Genomic DNA, 17,007 nt, shown 5'->3' with positions numbered 1-17,007 from the left:
GTGTATAATCTTTTCTATTGTTATAGACAAAATAGCCCAAAAGGGCTATTTTAAGCTAGCTGGTCGGCTATGGAATCATCTAACTCAAAATTGGAGTAAACAGCTTGTACATCATCATGATCTTCCAATAAATCCATCAGTTTTAAGATTTGTTGTGCTTGCTCCAGATCACTAATTACTATACTGTTCTTGGGCACTTTAGTTATTTCTGCGGAACTAAAACATACTCCGGAAGCAGCCAAACTCTGCTTAACTTCTTCGAAGCTGTCAATTGAAGTATAGACAGTTAGCTGATCATCTTCTGTGTTGACATCATCCGCACCGGCTTCAATAGCCAGGAGAGCTAATTCCTCTTCATCCAGTCCGGAATTAGCCAGCTCTATAGTGATAACGCCTTTCGTTTCAAACATCCAGGCAACGCAACCGGTTTCTCCCAAACTGCCGCCGTTCTTAGAAAAAATATGGCGAATCTCCCCGGCGGTACGGTTACGATTATCGGTCATAATATTTAATAAGATAGCAACTCCAGCCGGTCCGTATCCTTCATATACAATCTCTTCGTAATTAGAACTCTCCAATTCCCCTGTCGCCTTCTGAATAATACGTTGAATATTATCGTTTGGCATATTATTTTCCCGGGCTTTTTGTAAAACAGCCTTGAGGCGGGGATTTCCTTCAGGATCTGGTCCCCCTTGTTTTACGGCAACAATGATTTCACGGCCTATTTTAGTAAAAATTTTACCTTTTTTTTCATCCATTTTGGCCTTTTTATGCTTAATGTTAGCCCATTTAGAATGGCCCGACATAAAACCCCCCCTTTCTTCTGTCAGTCCTATGACATTTTAGCATAAAGCCCTTTTTCTTGCCAATACTATGAGTTTTAAAGTGTAAAAGGTGCGATAGGCGGCATGTGCCGTTTATGTTCACTTTTTTCGATTAAAGCTTTGATTCGTGTCAATACTCTTGGCTCAGCTGTGCCAGTCAGAATATATGCATCAAGTTCTTCGTAAGTGATGCCCATTTCCGTTTCATCAGTTTGATTTGCCCATAAACCGGCGGTAGGTGCTTTCATGATTATAGGTTCGGGTACTCCAAGGAATTTCGCCAAATCCCTCACCTGAGTTTTGACTAGATTCCCAATAGGCTCAATGTCAACTCCTCCGTCTCCATATTTAGTAAAATATCCAATAACAATTTCACTTTTGTTTCCTGTCCCAACCACCAGATAATTTCGTAAAGCAGCTTCATAGTATAAGGTAGTCATACGTAATCTAGGCTTAATGTTTGCCAATGCCAAACTTTTGTTTTCCTCTTTATCATCATTTCCATTGAGGGCAGTAATCAAGGCAGCATACGTCCGGTCTAAGTTAATGACTTTATAGGGAATACCAAAATGTTCGGCAACAAGCTTTGCATCTGCTTCATCTTGGGGATTACTATGGCAAGGCATTATTAACCCTAAACAATCGTTGGGAAATGCTTTTTGACAAAGAGCCATAACAACAGATGAATCAATTCCACCGGATAGACCAACAACCGCCCCTTTGGCCCCTGCTTCCTTGACTTTTTCCCTCATCCAGTTAACGATATTGTCCGTAAGTACTTGATAATCCATTTTATCCCTCCTACTTTGGTTTTTGAGAATATCTTAAAGCATTCGCTCTGAAACCACAAGGCAATTGCAAAAATATCGTAAAAGCTCCTTCGTTTGAATGAGGACTAGACTACCCTGACAAACTTTTATCAGCCCGCATGTATTACGGAGCAGGATCGGTTTCCCCAGCCGTCGGCAGCGGTGCTGCAGGTCAAAGGCGTAGGAGCTTGTCCAGAGCGAAATAATACATGCGGACTTTGTCAACAAGTTGAAGCTCCTTCGTTTGAAGGAGCTTTATTTTTACTCGTGGGGCAATTTAAATAATTCGGTTGTCAAATAGCGTTCACCGGTATCCGGAGCGACCACTACTACTACCTTTTCTTTCCCTAACGTCTTAGCCTGTTGCAATGCGGCATAGACAGCAGCACCTGAAGAAATGCCAACGAGTAAACCTTCCTCTTTGGCAAGTCTGCGTGCGGTCTCCATAGCATCTTCATTGCTAACTGGAACAATTTCGTCAATAACATCTGTATTTAGTACTTTCGGAACAAATCCTGCACCAATACCCTGAATTTTATGGGCACCAGGTTGGCCTCCAGACAGAACAGGGGAAGCCGCAGGTTCTACAGCCACTATCTTCACTGTGGGAATGTGTTGTTTTAGCACTTCCCCCACTCCTGTTATTGTTCCACCTGTTCCAACTCCAGCAATAAAAGCATCTATTTTTCCCGCAGTCTGCTCATAAATCTCTTTCCCAGTAGTTTGCCTGTGAATCTCCGGGTTTGCTTCGTTTTCGAATTGCTGTGGCATAAAATACCCAGGATTATCCTGCACAATTTCCTGGGCTTTACTAATCGCCCCTTTCATTCCCTCGGAACCAGGAGTTAAAATAAACTCAGCACCAAAAGCTGCCATAAGTTTTCTTCGTTCAATGCTCATAGTCTCGGGCATCACTAAAATAAGACGATACCCTCTGGCAGCTGCGACCATAGCCAGTCCAATACCAGTATTCCCGCTGGTGGGCTCCACAATTACTGAACCTTCTTTCAAGAGCCCCTGTTCTTCAGCGTTTTTAATCATGCTGTACGCAATGCGGTCTTTAACACTGCTGGCAGGATTGTAAAACTCAAGTTTAACAAATACAGTAGCATCTTCCGGACCGGTTAACTTGTTGAGTCTAACCATGGGAGTAAATCCAATTAACTCTGTAACATTATTGACGACGCGCATTTCCATTCTCCTTTTCTTAGTTATTTTATCGGATTTTATGTATATAATACTATCAATAGATTACCAAGATGTCAAACCATTTAGAAAAAATAGCCATGCCATTACATGACTACTCATACATTATTTTCACCTACGATAAGCTGTTTCAATCTTGCTACCAGTTGTTCTACATGGTGAGGTAACGGCTCTCCTTTAACACCAATAATTTCTATATTAGATCGATTTATGGGCAATATAATTTTAAGGGCCGGACTTTCACCAATGGCCTTTGCCATAGCAGGAGTTAATTCTCCTAGCATAGAATTTGCAACTAAGATCGATATGGTTCCCACAATAATTTGGACGTTTTTTACATTTTGCACAATGGCATTTTCTCCTGAAGCGCCGTCATTCGCACCAGCTTTTAGCATCGCCGAAGTGGCCAGCGCATTAGTCCCAAGCGCAATTATTTCAATTTTGTCACCAAGTTCTTGCCTTATTTTTTCAGTTAGATTTTTGCCTATACCTCCACCCTGGCCGTCAATAATTGCAATTTTCATATTTGATCTACCCCTAACCTGATGGTTTAACAGGTTAATTCTAACATAAATTATGTCTTTCTTCTTACAATTAGATAAAAAAAATCCTCGGTTCAACCGAGGAATGAGGGATATGTTTGAACGGGAGGTTCTAAGCTACCTTACTACAAATATATCGTAAATTTCAAAAGCACGTAACCGGCCTACCTTCCTATTTTGTTTTAGGACGGTCCTATTATTCTATGGGACCATGTTTATTGGAAGGCAGCTTTTTATATACTGCCATCATCGTTATATACCCTGCACTGAAATATTAAGGGCCCGGATAATATCCAGGCCCAAAAATTAGGTTCTGGCAGTGACCTACTCTCCCAGGGCTCGTGCCCTAGTACCATCGGCGCTGGAGGGCTTAACTTCCGTGTTCGGAATGGGAACGGGTGTATCCCCTCCGCTATTACCACCAGAAATGCTTTATTCATTTTTAGCGCCACCTCCAGCGCCGAACTCGGCGTCCCACAGGGACTCCCTCGCTTCGCTCGGTCGCTGGTGACTTAACTTCCGTGGGCGGATTGTGTTCGGGTGTATCACTCCGCCATTACCACCAGAAGTACCTTATTCTGCTTGCTTTGTGATCAGCCTTCAGCTTCCCAATCATTTCTTTTTAGTCTTTTTGTTTTTAGCTGACAGCTGATGGCTGACAGCTGCCGGCTATTTTGTTCTCTCAAAACTGCACAGCGATTATTGGCTTTAAAGGATTCTTGCCTCTCAGCTGCCAGCTGATGGCTTTTATGGTCAAGCCCTCGACCAATTAGTACTAGTCAGCTCCACGCCTTACGGCGCTTCCACTCCTAGCCTATCTACCTGGTATTCTTCCAGGGGTCTTACTGGACTACTCCATGGGAAACCTCATCTTGAGGGGGGCTTCGCGCTTAGATGCTTTCAGCGCTTATCCCTTCCAGACTTAGCTACCCAGCTGTGCCGTTGGCACGACAACTGGTACACCAGCGGTCTGTCCACCCCGGTCCTCTCGTACTAGGGGCAGCTCCTCTCAAGTTTCCTACGCCTGCGACGGATAGGGACCGAACTGTCTCACGACGTTCTGAACCCAGCTCACGTACCGCTTTAATGGGCGAACAGCCCAACCCTTGGGACCTACTTCAGCCCCAGGATGCGATGAGCCGACATCGAGGTGCCAAACCTCCCCGTCGATGTGGACTCTTGGGGGAGATAAGCCTGTTATCCCCGGGGTAGCTTTTATCCGTTGAGCGACGGCCCTTCCACTCGGTACCGCCGGATCACTAAGCCCGACTTTCGTCCCTGCTCGACTCGTCAGTCTCGCAGTCAAGTCCGTTTCTGCCTTTACACTCTCCGGATGATTTCCAACCATCCTGAACGAACCTTTGGGCGCCTCCGTTACTCTTTGGGAGGCGACCGCCCCAGTCAAACTGCCCACCTGACACTGTCCCAACACCCGTTTAGGGTGCCTGGTTAGAATTCCGGTACCTCAAGAGTGGTATCCCAACGCCGACTCCACTGAAACTTGCGTCCCAGCTTCTAAGTCTCCCACCTATTCTGTACATGACGTACCAAAACCCAATGTCAGGCTACAGTAAAGCTCCACGGGGTCTTTCTGTCCTGTCGCAGGTAACCCGCATCTTCACGGGTACTACAATTTCGCCGAGCCCCTCGTTGAGACAGTGCCCAGATCGTTACGCCTTTCGTGCGGGTCGGAACTTACCCGACAAGGAATTTCGCTACCTTAGGACCGTTATAGTTACGGCCGCCGTTTACTGGGGCTTCGGTTCAAAGCTTCTCCTTTCGAATAACCTTTCCCCTTAACCTTCCAGCACCGGGCAGGCGTCAGCACCTATACTTCATCTCCTCGATTTAGCAGGCACCTGTGTTTTTGGTAAACAGTCGCCTGGGCCATTTCTCTGCGACCTCCTCTCGCTCGTATTTGCTCTATACTCACGATACCGAGGTACCCCTTCTCCCGAAGTTACGGGGTCATTTTGCCGAGTTCCTTAACGAAGGTTCTCTCGCGCGCCTTAGGATTCTCTCCCTACCTACCTGTGTCGGTTTACGGTACGGGCACCCATTCCCCTCGTTAGAGACTTTTCTTGACAGTTTGGGATCAGTTAGTTCGCTACTTCTCTTTCGCTCCCCGTCACCTCTCAGGCCTCTCGTGAGACGGTTTTGCCTGTCTCACACCCTACTGGCTTGGACGCACTCTTCCAACCGTGCGCTTAACCTACCCTCCTGTGTCATCCCTTCCTCAAGCGGTTAATGGGTGGCATCGGATTCTCAACCGATTATCCATCGCCTACGCCTTTCGGCCTCGGCTTAGGTCCCGGCTTACCCTGGGTGGACGAGCCTTCCCCAGGAACCCTTAGGCTTTCGGCGAAGAGGATTCTCACCTCTTTTTTCGCTTACTCATACCGGCATTCTCACTCCTGTTTGCTCCACCATGCCTTTCAGCACGACTTCTACGCTAACAGGACGCTCCCCTACCCAAGGAAACATGTCACTGCTATCTTTGGACTTTGAACTTTAGCCCCTTGGTAACATTTTTTCGCAAATCCTTCCCTCTTTTGTATTCCTTTTTAGTCTTTCTTCGGTTGATTTGCGAAATTAAATGCTTGGCTTTGTTCTTCTCCCAAAAACACCAGTGACACGTCCCCTTGCCAAAGCTTCGGTGGTGAACTTGAGCCCCGTTACATTTTCGGCGCAGGGCCACTCGACCAGTGAGCTATTACGCACTCTTTAAATGGTGGCTGCTTCTAAGCCAACATCCTGGTTGTCTGGGCAACTCTACATCCTTTTCCACTTAGTTCACACTTCGGGACCTTAGCTGTTGGTCTGGGCTGTTTCCCTCTCGACCATGAATCTTAGCACCCATGGTCTGACTCCCAGGCTAAATTTATGGCATTCGGAGTTTGAGAAGGTTCGGTAACCTGTTTGGGCCCCTAGCCTATTCAGTGCTCTACCTCCATAAATCATCGCCCGAGGCTAGCCCTAAAGCTATTTCGGGGAGAACCAGCTATCTCTGGGTTCGATTGGCATTTCACCCCTACCCCACGTCATCCGCCGACTTTTCAACGTCGGTCGGTTCGGGCCTCCACGAAACATTACTCCCGCTTCACCCTGCACATGGGTAGATCACTCAGTTTCGGGTCTACGACAACAAACTTCCGCCCTATTCAGACTCGCTTTCGCTCCGGCTCCGCTTCCTTCCGCTTAACCTCGCTTGTTATCGTAACTCGCCGGTCCGTTCTACAAAAAGTACGCGGTCATACCCTCTCGGGTACTCCCACTGCTTGTAAGCACACGGTTTCAGGTCCTCTTTCACTCCCCTCCCGGGGTGCTTTTCACCTTTCCCTCACGGTACTTCTCCGCTATCGGTCGCTAAGGAGTATTTAGCCTTGGGAGGTGGTCCTCCCTGCTTCCCACGGGGTTCCTCGTGTCCCGTGGTACTCAGGATACTCTCTTTAAGTCTTCCGCTTTCGCCTACAAGGCTTTTACTTCCTGTGGCGGGCCTTTCCAGACCTCTTCGGCTAGCTTCCAACTTATTTACCGAGAGTCCTTCAACCCCAAAAGCTTTCGCTCTTGGTTTGGGCTCTTCCCCTTTCGCTCGCCGCTACTTAGGAAATCGATTATTCTTTCTCTTCCTCTGGGTACTAAGATGTTTCAGTTCCCCAGGTTCGCTCCTCTATGCCTATTTTCTTCAGCATAGGGTTACGGGATATTACTCCCGTAGGGTTCCCCCATTCGGGTATCTCCGGATCTCGGCCTGCTTGCGGCTCCCCGAAGCTTTTCGCAGCTTACCACGCCCTTCTTCGCCTCTTAGCGCCTAGGCATCCTCCGTGTGCCCTTCCTAGCTTGACCATCCTTGAGTTTTGAGTTTTGAGTGTTGAGTTTTGAGTTTTTTTCAACTCTTAACTCTTCACTTTTAACTCTTAACTCTTGACTCGCCTAGTGGATTGAATCCTTTTTTCTACCTGCGTGTACTACTTCTCGCTTCCTCTCGTTCGCTTTCCGTAGTCACTTCCTCGCTGTGCAGTTTTCAAAGAACATCCTTTTGCTTTCAGGTATTACTTACTGCTCTGGCCTTCAGCTCTCAGCTGTCAGCTTTTTTCCCAAGTTCTTCTCTTGGGTCTTTTGGCTGACAGCTGCCAGCTGTTCGCTGACCTTTTGTCATACCTTAAAGCTAAGTGGTGGAGATGAGCGGAATCGAACCGCTGACCCCCTGCTTGCAAGGCAGGTGCTCTCCCAGCTGAGCTACACCCCCACTTTTCTAGTGTTGAGTTTTGAATTTTGAGTTTTGAGTTATTTTTTTCAAACTCAATACTCAACTCCCTTAACTCAAAACTAGTTTCTGGTGGGCCTAGGTGGACTTGAACCACCGACCTCACGCTTATCAGGCGTGCGCTCTGACCAGCTGAGCTATAGGCCCTTATTCGCTTAGGTATTACTTACTGCTCTGGCCTTCAGCTCTCAGCTCTCAGCTTTTTCCCAAGTTCTTCTCTTGGGTCTTTTGGCTGACGGCTAATCGCTGACCTTTTGTCATACCCCAGAGACTTCTGGTCTCTGAAAACTAAACAGTGGTTTTTTATGCCCGATTATCGACCTGGAGTGCTCTTTGGTATTACTTCTTGGCCCAGCCTTCAGCTATTAGCTATCAGCTATCAGCTATCAGCTTTTTTCCCAAGTTTTTCTCTTGGGTCTTTTTGCTGTCGGCTGTCGGCTGTTGGCTGACCTTTTGTCATACCCTTAAGCTTTTCTCCTTAGAAAGGAGGTGATCCAGCCGCACCTTCCGATACGGCTACCTTGTTACGACTTCACCCCAATCACCAACCCCACCTTCGACGGCTGCCCCCTTGCGGTTAGCTCACCGGCTTCGGGTGTTGTTAGCTTTCGTGGTGTGACGGGCGGTGTGTACAAGGCCCGGGAACGTATTCACCGCGGCATGCTGATCCGCGATTACTAGCGATTCCGGCTTCATGCAGGCGAGTTGCAGCCTGCAATCCGAACTGAGAGCTGCTTTTTGGGATTCGCTCCGGATCACTCCTTCGCCTCCCTCTGTACAGCCCATTGTAGCACGTGTGTAGCCCGGATCATAAGGGGCATGATGATTTGACGTCATCCCCACCTTCCTCCGGTTTGTCACCGGCAGTCCCTTTAGAGTGCCCAACCTCACTTGCTGGCAACTAAAGGTAGGGGTTGCGCTCGTTGCGGGACTTAACCCAACATCTCACGACACGAGCTGACGACAACCATGCACCACCTGTCTCCCTGTGCCAAATGGCTATTTCCACTTTCGTGTGTTTCAGGGGATGTCAAGACCCGGTAAGGTTCTTCGCGTTGCGTCGAATTAAACCACATGCTCCACCGCTTGTGCGGGCCCCCGTCAATTCCTTTGAGTTTCAGCCTTGCGGCCGTACTCCCCAGGCGGGGTACTTAGTGCGTTTGCTACGGCACAGAAGGGGTCGATACCTCCTACACCTAGTACCCATCGTTTACGGCGTGGACTACCAGGGTATCTAATCCTGTTTGCTCCCCACGCTTTCGCGCCTCAGCGTCAGGGTTAGGCCAGAAAGTCGCCTTCGCCACTGGTGTTCCTCCTAATATCTACGCATTTCACCGCTACACTAGGAATTCCACTTCCCTCTCCTACCCTCAAGTTAACCAGTTTCAGATGCAACCTCTCGGTTGAGCCCAGAGTTTTCACACCTGACTTAATTAACCGCCTACACGCCCTTTACGCCCAGTAATTCCGGACAACGCTCGCCCCCTACGTATTACCGCGGCTGCTGGCACGTAGTTAGCCGGGGCTTCCTCTTTAGGTACCGTCACCTATACCGCTTTTCGCAGCATAGACTTCGTCCCTCTTGACAGAGCTTTACGACCCGAAGGCCTTCTTCACTCACGCGGCGTTGCTGCGTCAGGGTTCCCCCCATTGCGCAATATTCCCCACTGCTGCCTCCCGTAGGAGTCTGGGCCGTGTCTCAGTCCCAGTGTGGCCGGTCACCCTCTCAGGCCGGCTACCCATCGTCGCCTTGGTAGGCCGTTACCCCACCAACTAGCTAATGGGACGCGGGCTCATCCTATTGCGGTAGCTTATTCCAGAGGCCTCCTTTTCCTTGCCCCAAGATGCCTTGGGACAAGCTTATCCGGTATTAGCACCGGTTTCCCGCTGTTATCCCGGTCAATAGGGTAGATTGCCCACGCGTTACTCACCCGTCCGCCACTAGCCTTTACTTATAGCAAGCTATTCATAAAGGCCCGTTCGACTTGCATGTGTTAGGCACGCCGCCAGCGTTCGTCCTGAGCCAGGATCAAACTCTCCATAGATATCTAGGCTATCAGCTTCCAGTTTTCAGCCTTCAGCTAAAAACTTTCCGCTGCCTTTTTTCTTGGTTTGTTCAATCGGCTCGATTGTCTTCTCTTCACGAGTTTCTCTTTCGATTCATTTCTTCGCCAGCCCCACTCTAGCTGATAGCTATGAGCTCTTGGCTGACGGCTAAAAGAATCGGGCATGTCGTCTTCCACTGTTCAGTTTTCAAAGACCAGCTAGCGGCTTGGGCTTTTGCCCCCGCGCGACAAAATTTATCTTACCATGTCGCAAGCTTTCTGTCAACTTCTTTTTTCTTCCCTCGCTGCATTTCCCGCAGCATCCTCTTTCCTTCTTCCTCCCCTGCACTCCCGCGCCGGGAATTCATATATTAGCACCTTTTATGAGCATTGTCAAATAGAATTTTGTTACCATGTGTCTTTCTACGTTGCCTCCGGTTGTGTAAATGCGTCTCAACCAACGGCGCTTCTTTACATTACCACATCTATTTTATTCTGTCAAATCGCAAAAATGCATATTAGGAGACATGTAGAAACATTTTTTATAAAACTTGCAAACGACACAAGAAAACACTTTTGTTAATTGCTATTACAAGCTTTTGCTTTTTATGTACAAAAGGCGGGGTTTATTTCCCCGCTTTAATAGATCAAAATTTCAAATTATAGTTTTGCACAATTTCTTTAGCTATACCCATGCGGACAGTTTTTAACGGATCTACTACCTGGCTTATTTCTAAATTGCCTGCAATGCTAAGCAATGAAACCAGATCGTTAAGTTTAAAGTCTGCTCGCTTTCCTAAAAAATCAACCATTGCATTTAAGGCTGAATCTGCAGCTTGATCTAAGTCTTCTGCGGAGGCTATTGTATACCAGGCTAACGGTGTTTCCAAAATCGGCCACATTTCTTGTTTCCCTTTAATTAAATCAACTGTGACCGTTACTTGCCCTGGAATTTCCACCCCACAAATAGATACCTCACCGTCACCCATAACGGCATGTAAATCTCCCATAGCCAGCATTGCTCCCGGCACAAAAACCGGCAAATAGACTGTACTTCCCTTCTTTATTAGTTTCGTATCCATATTTCCTCCATGCCGGCCAGGAGTTCCACAAGGTATATCTTCTTTTTCCGGCGCTGTGCCGATTACCCCAATCATGGGGTCAATGGGAATAGTAATTTTATCATTGAAAATAGCCTTGCCATCCTTTATGGGTACTATTTTCGTTTCTGTAGTGCTTAAAATTTTTCCTAGAGCCCCCATTTCAGGGACAGTCACCATGACACCTTGCTCAGCTACTTGAATATCATCAATCTTAACCGCCAACGTGTCACCTGGTTCAGCTCCGGCAATAGCGACCGGGCCTGTGGCAGGATTAATAGTTGCCCAGCCAATAGAACTGAATAAATCCCGTTCTGTTTTAATCTGATTACTAAAGCAGTCCATAGTAATAAATTTGATCACATCGCCAGGCTTTACTTCCGCTACAGGCTGATTTTTAGGGCTTAAAACATAAACAGCTTGTTCATCATTAATAATATGCATAATGGTACCTCGCTTTCCAAGCTACTGGTTTAAGGTTTTCGTAGTACCGGTTTGTTGCTCTCTTATTAATTTATGACGTAATGGTTTTCCTACAATAAAGTAAATTAATATTCCTACTATCGCCCAAGCAGTGCCCACGATATTGATTTGGGCTCCGGAGTAAAATAAAGTTAAACCAAAAACAACAATTACTACCAGCGGAGTAATTGGATAAAGCGGGCATTTGAAGGGCCTATGTAAATCCGACCGCTTCACCCTTAAGTAAATTAGGAGAATTGCCGCCATCATATAAATCAATGCATACCCAAACACACCAAGAAAAGCAGCCCAGGTCCAAGCTGTATTAGATACCATTGGTAATAACGAAATTATAACCATAGAAGCGCCGGTGATCCAAAGAGGTACTTCCGGAACACGGTTCTTAGGATGTAGGCGGGTGAAACTTTGGGGAAACCATCCCTCCCTAGCCATTGCATAAAGCATCCGCACCTGTCCAATCACACCGCCGTTAATTGTACTGAGAGAACCTGCGTAGGATTGAACGCTTAGCCAGAGAATACCTGCACCACCCAGAACTGCGGAACCAATGGATAATAACGGGGCATTAGTAGAAGTGTAAAGACTCCACTCGGACCAGGGAACCAAACCAAAAACTACTGTGGAAAAAGAGCCAAAAAGTACCGTTAAAAAAGTAGCTGCCCCAATTAAAGCTTTAGGTATATCCTTTTCCGGGTTAACTGATTCTTCAGCCATAGTTGTTACAATCTCAAAACCACAGAAGGCAATAACCACATAAGGCAAAGTTTTTAGGAACGGCAATACGGTACCGTTAGGTGCAAAATCCCTGTATAGAGCTGGGTTGATATTAAATAAACCGAAAATAACAAAAGTGGCAAAAGAAGTAATTAAAATGACACCAAAACCTGCTTCCACTAAGCTGGAAAGTTGAATACCCCGGTAATTGAGGGCCAAAAAGATAATTACAACTACCAGTCCGCCCACCCATTGAGGGATTTGTGGAAATAGCCAGTTAGTGTAGTAACCCGCAGATACAATTTCGCAGTTTAACCCAAATAAAAGAGCAAACCAGTACATCCAGCCAACCATATAAGAGATGGGACTCTCTATGCCAAATACCTGCTTAGTGTATTCCCAAATACCGCCGGATTTAGGGAACATAGTAGCCAGTTCAGCAAAGACAAATGCCGTAGCAAAGGTTGAAATGCCACCTACTAGCCAGTAGGATAACATTCCCAATGGGCCGGCTGTACTGGCTGTACCTCCGATCCCTATCATAAAACCTGAAGCAACTACAGTAGCATAAGCAGTAAAAGTTAAGGCTGTTCTTTTTACTACTCGGGCCAATCCCAGACTATTTTGTTGTCCTTGCAACTTTTTCGCTCCTCCTTTTTTCCTTTTATTGAAGTTTGAGTTTCAAGCAGTATCACTCTTTTTCAACCACCTCCCCCTTTTAATATATGCAAATTACATACCAGCAAATAACAGCATATATGAAACGCTAAAATACTTAATAATTGTATGTTTTTATTAATTGCAAAAATAAAAACGGGTTACAATAACTATACTTAACCCGTTTCTAACCATTTTTTATCCCTTTTTTAACCAAATTACAACCATTTTGTCTCGTTTACTTTTGATACGAATTCTGGCATTTTTATGTATCTTTTGCCCAACAGTTTCCAGCCTGTTTTTATCTAATATTTCTTCAGCAAGACGGTTAAAAAAATTTATTCTGCCAGAAAAATCGTATGCTATTACTCCTTCATTGATTATGTCCAAAATTGATTCTACCTGTCGACGCATATCCGTCAACCAGCTAATGGTACTTTTTAGCCCCGGGCTACGGGGAAGAGTTTTTTCCATATACCGGGCCAAGTTTTTATTCGTTTGGAAATCAAGAAGGTTAAATTTGCTTAAAATATCAGCCACAGTACCCGCATCTATTACCCTGTGGCCTATGTCGATAATCCTTTGGACTTTAGCCGGAACAAATTCCTTTTCGCCGGGAGTTATGGCAAACTCCAAATCAGGAATCTGTTCCATCCCAGGATAAACCGGAAATAACTCCAAATGCTTGGCACCTAGCTCATATAGCAGTGCAATAGTTTCTTCAGCAGCTTCTTTGGTGTCATTAACAAGCATGGCTTTAGTTTGAGAAGGTATACTGAGAATTCTTTCCCAGCTTTCTAAAAGCAAGGTACGACGAACTACCAAGATATCAGTTCCCGGCTTGACCTGCTTGGCAACGATGCTTGCGTAGGTCGGTAAGGTAACCAGAACTAAATCAGCTTTGTCCAGGTTTTTTATTCCTTGTTCCAACCATTCTACCTTTATATTAATATGCTGCTGGGTAAATTCATGCAACTGCTTAGCAATAATGTTACCTGTACGTTCATCCTGCGCAACTACTATTAAGAGGGGTTTTGCCATCATAACCAATAATAGGTAATAATGTATTAGCGCTGGCAAGCATTTTCCTTCCCTTATGTAGCAAAAAAGTTTAACTAGAAAAGCCTAGCTACATAAGTAGCTAGGCTTAAAAATTAGATTCTGGCAGTGACCTACTCTCCCAGGGCTCGTGCCCTAGTACCATCGGCGCTGGAGGGCTTAACTTCCGTGTTCGGAATGGGAACGGGTGTATCCCCTCCGCTATTACCACCAGAAATGCTTTATTCATTTTTAGCGCCACCTCCAGCGCCGAACTCGGCGTCCCACAGGGACTCCCTCGCTTCGCTCGGTCGCTGGTGACTTAACTTCCGTGGGCGGATTGTGTTCGGGTGTATCACTCCGCCATTACCACCAGAAATGCTTTATTCATTTTTAGCGCCACCTCCAGCACCGAACTCGGCGTCCCACAGGGACTCCCTCGCTTCGCTCGGTCGCTGGTGACTTAACTTCCGTGGGCGGATTGTGTTCGGGTGTATCACTCCGCCATTACCACCAGAAATGCTTTATTCATTTTTAGCGCCACCTCCAGCGCCGAACTCGGCGTCCCACAGGGACTCCCTCGCTTCGCTCGGTCGCTGGTGACTTAACTTCCGTGGGCGGATTGTGTTCGGGTGTATCACTCCGCCATTACCACCAGAAATACCTTATTCTGCTTGCTTTGTGGTCAGCCTTCAGCTTCCCAATCATTTCTTTTTAGTCTTTTTGTTTTTAGCTGACAGCTGATGGCTGACAGCTGCCGGCTATTTTGTTCTCTCAAAACTGCACAGCGATTATTGGCTTTAAAGGATTCTTGCCTCTCAGCTGACGGCTGATGGCTTTTATGGTCAAGCCCTCGACCAATTAGTACTAGTCAGCTCCACGCCTTACGGCGCTTCCACTCCTAGCCTATCTACCTGGTATTCTTCCAGGGGTCTTACTGGACTACTCCATGGGAAACCTCATCTTGAGGGGGGCTTCGCGCTTAGATGCTTTCAGCGCTTATCCCTTCCAGACTTAGCTACCCAGCTGTGCCGTTGGCACGACAACTGGTACACCAGCGGTCTGTCCACCCCGGTCCTCTCGTACTAGGGGCAGCTCCTCTCAAGTTTCCTACGCCTGCGACGGATAGGGACCGAACTGTCTCACGACGTTCTGAACCCAGCTCACGTACCGCTTTAATGGGCGAACAGCCCAACCCTTGGGACCTACTTCAGCCCCAGGATGCGATGAGCCGACATCGAGGTGCCAAACCTCCCCGTCGATGTGGACTCTTGGGGGAGATAAGCCTGTTATCCCCGGGGTAGCTTTTATCCGTTGAGCGACGGCCCTTCCACTCGGTACCGCCGGATCACTAAGCCCGACTTTCGTCCCTGCTCGACTCGTCAGTCTCGCAGTCAAGTCCGTTTCTGCCTTTACACTCTCCGGATGATTTCCAACCATCCTGAACGAACCTTTGGGCGCCTCCGTTACTCTTTGGGAGGCGACCGCCCCAGTCAAACTGCCCACCTGACACTGTCCCAACACCCGTTTAGGGTGCCTGGTTAGAATTCCGGTACCTCAAGAGTGGTATCCCAACGCCGACTCCACTGAAACTTGCGTCCCAGCTTCTAAGTCTCCCACCTATTCTGTACATGACGTACCAAAACCCAATGTCAGGCTACAGTAAAGCTCCACGGGGTCTTTCTGTCCTGTCGCAGGTAACCCGCATCTTCACGGGTACTACAATTTCGCCGAGCCCCTCGTTGAGACAGTGCCCAGATCGTTACGCCTTTCGTGCGGGTCGGAACTTACCCGACAAGGAATTTCGCTACCTTAGGACCGTTATAGGTACGGTTCTGCCGTTTACTGGGGCTTCGGTTCAAAGCTTCTCCTCTCGGATAACCTTTCCCCTTAACCTTCCAGCACCGGGCAGGCGTCAGCACCTATACTTCATCTCCTCGATTTAGCAGGCACCTGTGTTTTTGGTAAACAGTCGCCTGGGCCATTTCTCTGCGACCTCCTCTCGCTCGTATTTGCTCTATACTCACGATACCGAGGTACCCCTTCTCCCGAAGTTACGGGGTCATTTTGCCGAGTTCCTTAACGAAGGTTCTCTCGCGCGCCTTAGGATTCTCTCCCTACCTACCTGTGTCGGTTTACGGTACGGGCACCCATTCCCCTCGTTAGAGACTTTTCTTGACAGTTTGGGATCAGTTAGTTCGCTACTTCTCTTTCGCTCCCCGTCACCTCTCAGGCCTCTCGTGAGACGGTTTTGCCTGTCTCACACCCTACTGGCTTGGACGCACTCTTCCAACCGTGCGCTTAACCTACCCTCCTGTGTCATCCCTTCCTCAAGCGGTTAATGGGTGGCATCGGATTCTCAACCGATTATCCATCGCCTACGCCTTTCGGCCTCGGCTTAGGTCCCGGCTTACCCTGGGTGGACGAGCCTTCCCCAGGAACCCTTAGGCTTTCGGCGAAGAGGATTCTCACCTCTTTTTTCGCTTACTCATACCGGCATTCTCACTCCTGTTTGCTCCACCATGCCTTTCAGCACGACTTCTACGCTAACAGGACGCTCCCCTACCCAAGGAAACATGTCACTGCTATCTTTGGATTTTGAACTTTAGCCCCTTGCTAACATTTTTTCGCAAATCCTTCCCTCTTTTGTATTCTTTTTTAGTCTTTCTTCGGTTGATTTGCGAAATTAAATGCTTGGCTTTGTTCTTCTCCCAAAAACACCAGTGACACGTCCCCTTGCCAAAGCTTCGGTGGTGAACTTGAGCCCCGTTACATTTTCGGCGCAGGGCCACTCGACCAGTGAGCTATTACGCACTCTTTAAATGGTGGCTGCTTCTAAGCCAACATCCTGGTTGTCTGGGCAACTCTACATCCTTTTCCACTTAGTTCACACTTCGGGACCTTAGCTGTTGGTCTGGGCTGTTTCCCTCTCGACCATGAATCTTAGCACCCATGGTCTGACTCCCAGGCTAAATTTATGGCATTCGGAGTTTGAGAAGGTTCGGTAACCTGTTTGGGCCCCTAGCCTATTCAGTGCTCTACCTCCATAAATCATCGCCCGAGGCTAGCCCTAAAGCTATTTCGGGGAGAACCAGCTATCTCTGAGTTCGATTGGCATTTCACCCCTACCCACACGTCATCCGCCGACTTTTCAACGTCGGTCGGTTCGGGCCTCCACGAAACATTACTCCCGCTTCACCCTGCACATGGGTAGATCACTCAGTTTCGGGTCTACGACAACAAACTTCCGCCCTATTCAGACTCGCTTTCGCTCCGGCTCCGCTTCCTTCCGCTTAACCTCGCTTGTTATCGTAACTCGCCG

7 protein-coding genes, 2 tRNA genes and 5 rRNA genes (1 of these 14 only partly in view) are annotated in these 17,007 nt (G+C 47.5%); all 14 read right to left on the bottom strand.

What is annotated here, in order from left to right; translation table 11 throughout:
• Nucleotides 1-50: 50 nt before the first annotated feature.
• Nucleotides 51-806 (bottom strand): YebC/PmpR family DNA-binding transcriptional regulator, encoded by a 756-nt coding sequence (locus EYS13_RS03085; protein WP_227765818.1) that lies wholly within the window; start codon nt 804-806, stop codon nt 51-53.
• A 74-nt stretch (nt 807-880) separates the two neighbouring features.
• Nucleotides 881-1,615, bottom strand: a complete 735-nt coding sequence (locus tag EYS13_RS03080) for an NAD+ synthase (protein WP_227765817.1) — start codon at nt 1,613-1,615, stop codon at nt 881-883.
• Nucleotides 1,616-1,894: 279 nt separating this feature from the next.
• The gene (cysK, locus tag EYS13_RS03075) at nt 1,895-2,824 is read right to left on the bottom strand and encodes a cysteine synthase A (RefSeq protein ID WP_227765814.1); all 930 of its coding nucleotides are present in this window, start codon (nt 2,822-2,824) and stop codon (nt 1,895-1,897) included.
• Between the two features lie 113 nt (nt 2,825-2,937).
• Entirely contained in the window at nt 2,938-3,363 is a 426-nt protein-coding gene (locus EYS13_RS03070) for a DUF3842 family protein (protein WP_227765813.1), read from the bottom strand.
• Between the two features lie 329 nt (nt 3,364-3,692).
• Nucleotides 3,693-3,807: ribosomal RNA gene (gene rrf / locus EYS13_RS03065) — 5S ribosomal RNA — on the bottom strand.
• Between the two features lie 323 nt (nt 3,808-4,130).
• Nucleotides 4,131-7,227 (bottom strand): 23S ribosomal RNA (locus tag EYS13_RS03060).
• Between the two features lie 327 nt (nt 7,228-7,554).
• A tRNA-Ala gene (locus tag EYS13_RS03055) sits at nt 7,555-7,630 on the bottom strand.
• A gap of 88 nt (nt 7,631-7,718) precedes the next feature.
• Nucleotides 7,719-7,795: transfer RNA gene (locus tag EYS13_RS03050), tRNA-Ile, on the bottom strand.
• Nucleotides 7,796-8,130: 335 nt separating this feature from the next.
• Nucleotides 8,131-9,693: ribosomal RNA gene (locus EYS13_RS03045) — 16S ribosomal RNA — on the bottom strand.
• The 16S, 23S and 5S rRNA genes sit together here with 2 tRNA genes alongside, the layout of an rRNA operon.
• 647 nt (nt 9,694-10,340) lie before the next feature.
• Nucleotides 10,341-11,237, bottom strand: a complete 897-nt coding sequence (locus EYS13_RS03040) for an acetamidase/formamidase family protein (RefSeq protein ID WP_227765810.1) — start codon at nt 11,235-11,237, stop codon at nt 10,341-10,343.
• 21 nt (nt 11,238-11,258) lie between these two features.
• Nucleotides 11,259-12,629, bottom strand: coding sequence for an APC family permease (locus tag EYS13_RS03035; protein ID WP_227765808.1), 1,371 nt, complete (start codon nt 12,627-12,629; stop codon nt 11,259-11,261).
• A 216-nt stretch (nt 12,630-12,845) separates the two neighbouring features.
• Nucleotides 12,846-13,727 (bottom strand): cell wall metabolism sensor histidine kinase WalK, encoded by an 882-nt coding sequence (locus EYS13_RS03030; protein ID WP_227765806.1) that lies wholly within the window; start codon nt 13,725-13,727, stop codon nt 12,846-12,848.
• A 79-nt stretch (nt 13,728-13,806) separates the two neighbouring features.
• Nucleotides 13,807-13,921 (bottom strand): 5S ribosomal RNA (gene rrf, locus EYS13_RS03025).
• A 605-nt stretch (nt 13,922-14,526) separates the two neighbouring features.
• Nucleotides 14,527-17,007 (bottom strand): 23S ribosomal RNA (locus EYS13_RS03020) (it continues 619 nt past the right edge of the window).

Source organism: Zhaonella formicivorans, assembly GCF_004353525.1.
Lineage (GTDB): Bacteria > Bacillota > DUOV01 > DUOV01 > Zhaonellaceae > Zhaonella > Zhaonella formicivorans.
This window is presented reverse-complemented; position numbering and strand designations above follow the sequence as displayed.